The sequence below is a fragment of the Mesorhizobium sp. P5_C1 genome (assembly GCF_054049815.1).
On record NZ_JBFULQ010001030.1, the window covers coordinates 1 to 1,160 of the forward strand.

Consider the following 1,160-nt stretch of genomic DNA (forward strand, 5'->3'; position numbering starts at 1 on the left):
GTTTCGTGCAGAATGGTCTGGTAGTCGTAAGAGCCGATCGGCAGATTTCCCGTGTTAACGGCGTCGGTGTTCAAATGCACGTCTCCGGAAATGTCGCCTGGCGCCGTCGTTCCCGGGTAAATGGCGTAGGCTCCGGCAGGGTCCGGCTTCGATGTGTAGTTTCCAAACAGCATCGTCGCGTTGTCGCTGGTACCAGCGGGGTTGACTTGCGTGAAAGTCAGGCCGCAGACTGACGAATACATAGCAAGCACGGACTTGACGGCAGCGATTTCCGCGGAACTCAACGGGCTAAAGGGGGCAGCAAACCCTTGCGAGTCCGTGCAATTGACGTCCGTCATTCGCACAGCCCATGTCACGTTCACCGGCTGCCCGGGCGCTGTGCTCCAGCTGCTTCCGGGCCTCAGGATCGCGCCGGCCCCCATCAATTCGTCATAGCTGGCCCGGGTTCCGCTGACTACGGAAACACCATATTGCCCCAAGTAATCATCGTTATATGCGCCGGCATTGATGAAGTAATCGCCGGTGGTCAAGGCCGTGTAGGTGATCGTCGAATAGCGGTACTGGCCCGGGATGACGTCATCGTTGGACGCAACCAATGTTCCGGATGCGTTCATGAGGGCCATGAACGTATCCTCGACATTGTCGCCGACGGTCGGACTGACACGCGCACCTTCACCGACTTCCGCGAATGTGTAGGTCTGGCCCGCCACCAGGTGCACCCGGTACCAATCATGGTCGCCGGCCGAAGACAAATGGCCAGTCGCTGTCTGGCCGACTGCCAGGGTGTAGCTCGTGGCGATGGATGACGCCGCATCCGTTGTTTCGGTGACGTTCGGCATTGCTTCCCCCTCTGCGTTTCCTGCGGCCGCGCCGCTTATTATCGATAGTGGAGCACGAGGCTCACAAACCGCATGTCCGACTGGCCTATTTGCCGTCGTTCACTTTGCCCTTGCCGCATAGACGTTCTGCCACTTCGAGTGCCCTGCGAAGGACTTCCCGATTTTCCGCCGCCGAAATGATCGGGCTTCCAAGGCGTGCTTCGTGCAAACGCGCCAGCGCCTGCTCGCAGGTTTTGGCATTCATCGGGCGCTGCGGATTTCGAGGATAGGATTGGACTGGCTGAGGTCCGATAGTGGATGCCACCACGATAGCTCCTACGC

General features: G+C 59.2%; 1 protein-coding gene and 1 pseudogene. Both read right to left on the bottom strand.

The annotated features are described in order from the left end of the window. Positions 1–839 (bottom strand): annotated as a pseudogene (locus ACXJ7R_RS33615) (M10 family metallopeptidase C-terminal domain-containing protein); the annotation flags it as partial. An 85-nt stretch (positions 840–924) separates the two neighbouring features. Beyond that, on the bottom strand, positions 925–1,160 hold a 236-nt coding region (locus ACXJ7R_RS33620), incomplete at its 5' end, for a hypothetical protein (RefSeq protein ID WP_457155553.1).